The following is a 7,453-nucleotide window of genomic DNA, read 5'->3' as shown; positions in this document are numbered from 1 at the left end:
GACCGAGACTGCTCCCGGCAGTCCTCGGCATTTCCTCCATCCATGGAGGTCAGAAGTGCTGGAGCTGCCGGGAGCGGCTCCAGTAAAAACCCGGAAGGTCTAACCGGCTACAAGCGGCCAATCTACGGCTGATATTTTTCGTGCCTTTCGTGGACGGTGCGTAACATCAGTTAATAATCAATCTTCCAATTGCTGAATGCCGTCCAGATACCAGTTAGGTTGAATGCCGGCTTTCGGTTTAACGAAATGCCAGACTTCCCTGACTTGCTGCGCTTGGGCATTGTTGTCTTCGCGCATCACGGTATCGAACAACACCGTCGCTTCAAGTTCCGGACCGATTTCCCTGACTTCCAGCAACTCCGCGTCCAGCCTAAGCACTTCCGTGCGATTCTCGGCAGTGGATGCTTTAAGCTGATCCTGAATATCGGCAAATATCTTATCCGTTGTTAAGCCCCTGATTTCGGCGAAATCTCTATCGTCCCAGGCTTTTTGCAGATTAGTAAACGCTATCTTGGCTCCAGCCAGGAAGGCTTGTTCGTCAAAGCCGGCAGGCATGGCTGCGGATTGACGATGAGATTCGGATGCGGCGTCGCGGTTATTGCCGAACAAAATATCGGTATTAAAACCGGCCGGACCAGTCTGGCTTGATTGCGGCGGCTGATAGCTGTTATCGGCTGTACGGTGATAGGCCGGCTGCTGCGCAGAGTCCGCTTTTTTAGCCGCAAACAACTTGTACAGTAAAAAGGCAATGCCGCCGAAAACAAGAATATCGATAAAATTAATGCCGTTGAAGCCGCCGCCGGCCAACATCGAACCTAATAATCCGCCCAATGCCAAACCGCCTAATATGCCCATCAAACCGCTACGGTTGTTGCGGACAGGGTTGGCGGCCGGATTTTGCGTCGCGGCTTGCTGTTGTTGGTTGGCCGGGCGCGCAGGCGGAGTTGCCGAGCGTTGGTATGGCGCGCTATAGGAAGGCCGGCTGCCGAAAGAGCTGCCGCCACCGAAACGCTTGGCATTGGCGTCCGACATTCCGGCTAAAGACAAGGAAAGACCGATTAATAAAGCAATAATTCCGGTATATTTGTTCATACGCACTCACAAAGTTAAATTTCACAGATTATCGGGCGAATAATTACGCAACAAGTTAATTCGTCTTTAACTAGCATATCATTGAGCATACGGTTTCAGCATTACGTAAATGTCTTGCGATCTTGTTGAAACGGCAACCGGGCTTAGGCACGCGAAGAAAATTAGAGCAATTCTCGACTAATCCACTGCTAACCATCTCCGTTGAACAATACACGCTTATTGCGGCAAGGATGGGCCTCCGTTTACCGCGCCGAGCACCGGAGCTTTCGCCGGGAAAATGCCCGCAGGGGCGCGGCAGGCATTTAAACTTCATCCAGCTCCATTTCTTCCGCGCTGGGTATTTCTATTTTGGGTTCGAATAATCGGTAAAGAACCGGTATTAATAAAATAGTCATCCCTGTCGCGCTAAACAAACCCCAAACAATAACTGTCGCTAGCGGACGCTGTACGTCCGAGCCTAGGCCGGTAGCCAGCGATGCCGGAACCAGGCCCAGAATAGCCACCAATGAAGCGATCAAAATGGGCCGTATGCAGCGAACAGAACCCTGGATAATGGCCGGTTCCAATGACGTTCCGCCCAGCCTTAATTCGGTGATGGTGCGTACCATCAGCACGCCATTCATGATAGAAACGCCGAAAACCGCCGCAAAGCCCACGCCTGAAGAAACATTGATGTTCATCTCGCGGAAATACAGCGCCGCCGCCCCCCCGACAAACGCAAACGGAATAGCCAGCAGCAACGTCAACGAGGCGCGTAATGATCCGAAAGTGACCAGCAACAGCAAAAAAATCACCCCGATACTGGCCGGCACCAAGATTTTAAAATGCTGTCCGGCGCGTTCCAGGTTTTCAAACATGCCCAGCCATGCAACACGATAGCCGCTGGGCACTTTAATTTCCTGTTTAAAAAGGCGTTGCGCTTCGGCCACAAATCCGCCCTGGTCACGGCCGACAATGTCGGTGCGCACCGTTAACCGGCGCCGGCCGTCGTCCCGTGCAATTAATGTCTGGCCATCGATAATGTCAATATGCGCCACCTGGGCCAACGGAATAGGAATGCCTTCGGAGTTATAAACAGGCAATCGGCCGATCGCTGCGGGCGAACGTAAATATTCGTGGGCAAAACGCGCGGCAATATCGATGCGGCGCTCGCCTTCGAACAGATTACCGATAGGCGAGCCGCCGATTGCGGTATCGATCAAGCGGGTCACGTCTTCCACGTTGATGTCGTAGCGTGCGCACAGGGAACGGTCCGGTTTTATCACTAACTGCGGTTGCGGCCCTTCCTGTTCAATGCTGACGTCCATCGATCCCGGCACCTTTTTCAATAAATCCAGGGTTTTTCGCGCCAAGTTCAATAAAATCGTCGAATCGGCGCCTGAAAACTCAACCGCAAGATTCGCCGACGTACCGTTGGCATCTTCAGTCACACTGTCGATAATAGGTTGGGTGAAATTAAAGCGCGTAGTCGGAAACTCTGTCCGGAAGCGATTCCCCAAAGCAGCGACTAATTCCTGCTTGCGGGTGAATTGCACCCATTGATCTTTCGGTTTCGGACCGATCAACATTTCTATCCGGCTGGGCGGATAAGGATCGGTGCCGCTGTCGCTTCGGCCCGCCTGGACAACGATAAAATCGACATCGGGAAATTCCAGCGCAATTTCACGCAAGCGCTGGCCGAATTTGGAGGTTTGCTGCAGCGCCGTTCCTTCCGGAAAATTGGCGCGCACCCAAACAACGCCTTCGTCCATATAGGGCAGGAACTCCGTGCCCAGCCGGGGCAAGATTATCGTCAAACTGCCGGCCAGAACCATGAACGCTATCGCGACAGTACGCCAACGGTAGCGCAAAAGAGTTTCCAGCAACGCGGAGTAACGCGGATAAAGCCAAGTTAAAACCGGATTTTCCCAGTCTTGATAACCTTTCCGAAACAACAGGCTGGCCAAAGCGGGCACTACGAAAATAGCGAACAGCATCGCGCCGAACAGCGCAAACAAGATCGTTAATGCCATGGGCCGAAACAGCAAGCCTTCAATATGGGTCAGCGTTAATAAAGGCAAGAAAGCGCCGACAATCATCAAAATTGAAAAAAACACCGGCCGTTCAACTTCCAAAGAAGCGGTTAACACCGTTTTAGCAATGCCGCTATGACTTTCTTTACGGCTGGCTTCATGTAAGCGATGGGCGATGTTTTCCGCCATGATCACCGAACCGTCGACGATGATGCCGAAATCGATAGCGCCGATAGACAATAACCCAATCGGAATGCCGAAAGCATTCATCAACACCAGCGCAAACAACAGCGAGAAAGGGATGGTTAAGGCGACCAGCAAAGCCAGCGAAGGCCGGCCCAGGAAAAACAGCAATACCAGGGTGACTAGCGAAATACCCAGCAAGACGCTGTGGCCTACGGTATGCAGCGTATTCTCAACCAGCACCGAGCGGTCGTAAAAAGGCACGATACTAACGCCTTGGGGCAGGTCAACCTGGTTTAGTTCGCCGATAACCGCTTTAACGTTATCGAGAACGTTCGAGGTATTTTCTCCCCGCCGCATCAACACAATGCCTTCAATGGTTTCGTCTTTGCGATCTTTGCTTAAGATGCCGGAAGGCACTTTAGCGTCGATTTCAACATCGGCAACGTCATGGACATAGATCGGCGTGCCGCCGAACGACTTGATAAAAATGTCGCCGATTTCGGAAACGTTTTGCAGCGCGCCCCGGCCGCGAATCACAAAAGACATGCTGCCTCTCGATAAGACGCTGCCGCCGGCGCTTTCGTTATTGCTCTGGATCGCATCGACGACATCGGTTAGCGATAGCCCGAAGCGCTGCAATTGCGCCGGATTCATCAGCACCGCATATTGCTTTTCAAAGCCGCCGAAGTTAGTGACATCGGCGACTCCCGAAGCGCGCAGTAAATGCGGAGTCACTATCCAATCATGGATTGAGCGGAGTTCGGTAAGATCGTAGCGCCCGTCCGAAACTAATTCATAACGCAGGATTTCACCGTAAGCCGTTGCCAACGGCCCTAATTCCGCCGAAGCTCCGGCGGGTAAATCCAGGCCGGTCAGCTTTTCTTGTATGCGTTGCCTGGCCCAATACGCGTCAACGCCTTCTTCGAAAATCAGCTGCACGACAGACAAACCGAAAATGGTTCGCGAACGGATCGTAGTCACTTTCGGCACGCTACGCATCTGGATCTCTATCGGCACCGTTACTTGGCGTTCTACCTCTTCGGGGGCTCGTCCCGAATAAGTGGTAATGACTTGCACCATTTGCGCGGAAATATCCGGGTAAGCGTCGATTTGCATCCGCGAAAAAGACCATAAGCCCAAAATCAGGATAACAACCGTAACGCCTAAAACGGTCAGGCGATAATGCATCGCCTTGTTGAGCAATTGCGGAATCATGGTTTTACGCCTTCCGCTTGCATTTCTTTTTTAGCATCGTCGTTTACCAAAGCCTGCACCAGCATAGGCTTTAATAATATCGCGCCGTTGCCGATAATCCGCTCTCCGCCTTCCAAGCCTTTGAGGATTTCGACGCGGTCGCCGATGCTTTCGCCGACCTGCACTTCTCTAATACGCCATAAGCCGGGGCCGTCGCCAATAAATACGAAATCCGCGTTTTCACTGTGCAAAACGCCGTCGGTATGCACCAATATCGCCGCGCGCGGATCGGTGCCTAAACCGATTTCCGCATACATGCCCGGCTTGAATTGATTGTTGGTATCCTGTAACTCGAAAAATACCCGCAAGGTATGACGCTGAGCCGATAAAGTCGGGGCAAGGCTTTTTACCTTGCCGATAAAAGTCTGCTCGGGCAGCCCGTAAAACTTGGTAACGCAGGCTTGTCCAACCGATACCCAGCTAATCCTTAATTCCGGCACATCGGCCATGATTAACGAAGTACCCGGCGTGGCATTCTCCAATAACAGCGGATCAACGCCTTCCTGCAATAATGTTCTTTCCAAGGCGGCGCGGCTCCGAGTTGCTACGGTCAGCGCCGTTTCGGCTTCATATACCGATTTTTGCCCTTCCAGTTGCACTTGCAGCAAATTGGCTTCGGCGGCAGTTAAATCCCTGATGGCTTCGGTTCCGGTCGCTACCAGTTTCCGTAGCCGGTCAACCGCCAATTTCTGAGAGTTATATTGCGCTGCGGTAAGTTCCCGGATTTTTACCAAACGTTTGGCATTAAATTCTTTTTCAGCGCGGGCTCGCTGCCAGTCCGCATAAACGCCGGAAAGCTCAATGCTGTTAAACTGCCAGCGGTCTTCCATGGGGCTGGAACCGGCCGGTAAACGTGCGACCACGGCGCCGGTCACCAGCAGTAGCGGCGTGGTTATTTGCTCTTTTTGCACTTCGAAAATATCGAATTTCTGCTCCAATAAGCTTCCCGGCTGCACGGCAATGGTCCGGGGCCCTACCAGTTTTACGACGGCAGAGTTGTCGAGAGGCTTTTGTTCGGCTTCGGTCTGTTGCCATGCTCCAAGCATCAGCATGGCAACAGGTATTAAGTAGATTATCGAACGCGCGAAACCGCTTGGCGGCAGATTGAGTTTAAAGCGGAATAAAGAACTCATAATTTATTGCAATATGTCTTTACCGATAGCGGCGTTGAGTTGATATAAAGAATGCCAATAATTGGAACGGCCGGTGATATGCATTCGATAGGTTTCAAGATAAATACGTTGCGCATCCAATACTTCTATCAGCGTTTTTCCGCCCAGCGCATAGGCCTGGTTGATTTTGTCGCGGACGTTTTTAGCCGCTTCCAACTGGCCGGGATCGTCATTGACCAGTATCTGATAAGCCGAGGCGTAAGTATTGACGGCCTGATCGATTTCACTGCGCAAATTGACCCGTTGCGTTTGAAGATTGAATTGCGACTGCGTTAAAACGGATTTTGCCTTGGCGATATTGCCCTGGTTCCGGTCGAAAATAGGCATGGTAATATCAACGCCCGCGCCCCAGGAATTCGCGTCGGGAAAACCGATTGCCTGCTGCTGGAATTGCCGGGTCAAGCCAACTTTCGGGGTCACTTGCGGGTAGGCTTTAGTTTCTTCCAACGCTACATCCGCGCCGGCTTTATCCAGTTGCCGTTGCATGGAAGCCAGGTCGGGGCGGTTCTCTTCGGCCCATTTAAAAGCCGTATCGATCGAAAACGGTTTAACCGGCGATGCAACTTCCAAGGTTCCTTTAACGGCAACCGGAATATCGTCCGCAATGCCTAATAAAGCACGCAACTGATTCAATGCGGCATTTAATTCAAGCTCCCTGGCATGAATGTCACGGTGGCTGGTGAAAATGGACAATCGAATCCGGTCCGCTTCAATGGTACCCACGCCGCCAAGCGATACCCGGTTGAGGATAATCTGCTCCGTCTTGGTCAGGTTGTCCTGGTTTTCCTGGGCAAGTTGCAGCATCGCCTGCGCTTCAAGCACCGTATAAAACGCAGCAATGGTCCCGGCTATTCTAAGGCGCAAGGTATTCGCAAAATCGGCGGCAGCAACGTCCACCCCAAGCCGGCCGGAAACTATCGCAGCGGCGCGCTTGCCGAATAAAAACCAGTCGATAGGCATCGCAACGCCGACATCGATTTGCGGCGGGCCGCCTTGCCGGTCGACAGTAAAGCGTTTATCCAGGGGAATTAACGAACCGCCGGCGGAAAAGTCGGGATTCGGCAGTAGCCCGGCCGTAATTAAGTCCGCTTCCGCCTGATTAATGCCTTCAAAGGCGGCCAAAATGACCGGATCGGCTTTTAGCGCGGTTTGCACGGCTTGATTTAGATTAAATTCTTGCGCTTGGCGTTTAAGTATCGGCACTGGTTTTTCCGGCAAAACTTGCTTGTTCTCAGGCAAGGCCGGTTTTTCTTTAGTGACGGGCTTTATAGCTGGTAATTCAACTTTCTGTGTATAGACAGGCAAAGCGGCAGGTTGGTATTCTTGAACGCTACATGCATTTAAAAAAGACAAGACGAACAGACATATCGATTGATGTTCGAATTTAGTGATTTTATTCATTATCGGTAACAATAGTATTGGCGACGGACCGTTTAAGTTCGCTATTCTTGGTATTAAGGTATTGATTAAATTAGTCGCCGATGATTAACAAATTTGATGCGGATCACTTATTTTCTAATAAAAAAATTGAGCATAAAAACAGCCATACAGAAATACTTACCAAGAATAATATCCGGCACATAATAACGTTTATCTAAAAAATGTAAGTTAAACATTTGTTAAATTAGGTCTATCGCCACATAACTGGATGCATATTGGCCGTGAAAAAAGACTTAAAGGCTATGATTAATAAGCTATTTCCATGCCACAATTGCCATCGCAAAAAACTGAGCAAAA

General features: G+C 51.1%; 4 protein-coding genes. All 4 read right to left on the bottom strand.

Features of this window, described 5'->3' with window-relative positions; all coding sequences use genetic code 11:
- Positions 1–177 precede the first annotated feature (177 nt).
- On the bottom strand, positions 178–1,092 hold the full coding sequence (locus EKO24_RS08295; RefSeq protein WP_127029915.1) for a Tim44 domain-containing protein: 915 nt from the start codon (positions 1,090–1,092) through the stop codon (positions 178–180).
- Positions 1,093–1,394: 302 nt separating this feature from the next.
- Entirely contained in the window at positions 1,395–4,505 is a 3,111-nt protein-coding gene (locus EKO24_RS08290) for an efflux RND transporter permease subunit (RefSeq protein ID WP_127029916.1), read from the bottom strand.
- The gene (locus tag EKO24_RS08285; RefSeq protein WP_127029917.1) at positions 4,502–5,677 is read right to left on the bottom strand and encodes an efflux RND transporter periplasmic adaptor subunit; all 1,176 of its coding nucleotides are present in this window, start codon (positions 5,675–5,677) and stop codon (positions 4,502–4,504) included. The genes EKO24_RS08290 and EKO24_RS08285 overlap by 4 nt, the downstream gene beginning before the upstream one ends.
- A gap of 3 nt (positions 5,678–5,680) precedes the next feature.
- The gene (locus tag EKO24_RS08280) at positions 5,681–7,117 is read right to left on the bottom strand and encodes a TolC family protein (RefSeq protein ID WP_127029918.1); all 1,437 of its coding nucleotides are present in this window, start codon (positions 7,115–7,117) and stop codon (positions 5,681–5,683) included.
- Positions 7,118–7,453: the final 336 nt, after the last annotated feature.

The organism is Candidatus Methylobacter oryzae, assembly GCF_003994235.2.
GTDB classification, from domain to species: Bacteria; Pseudomonadota; Gammaproteobacteria; order Methylococcales; family Methylomonadaceae; genus Methylobacter_A; species Methylobacter_A oryzae.
This window is presented reverse-complemented; position numbering and strand designations above follow the sequence as displayed.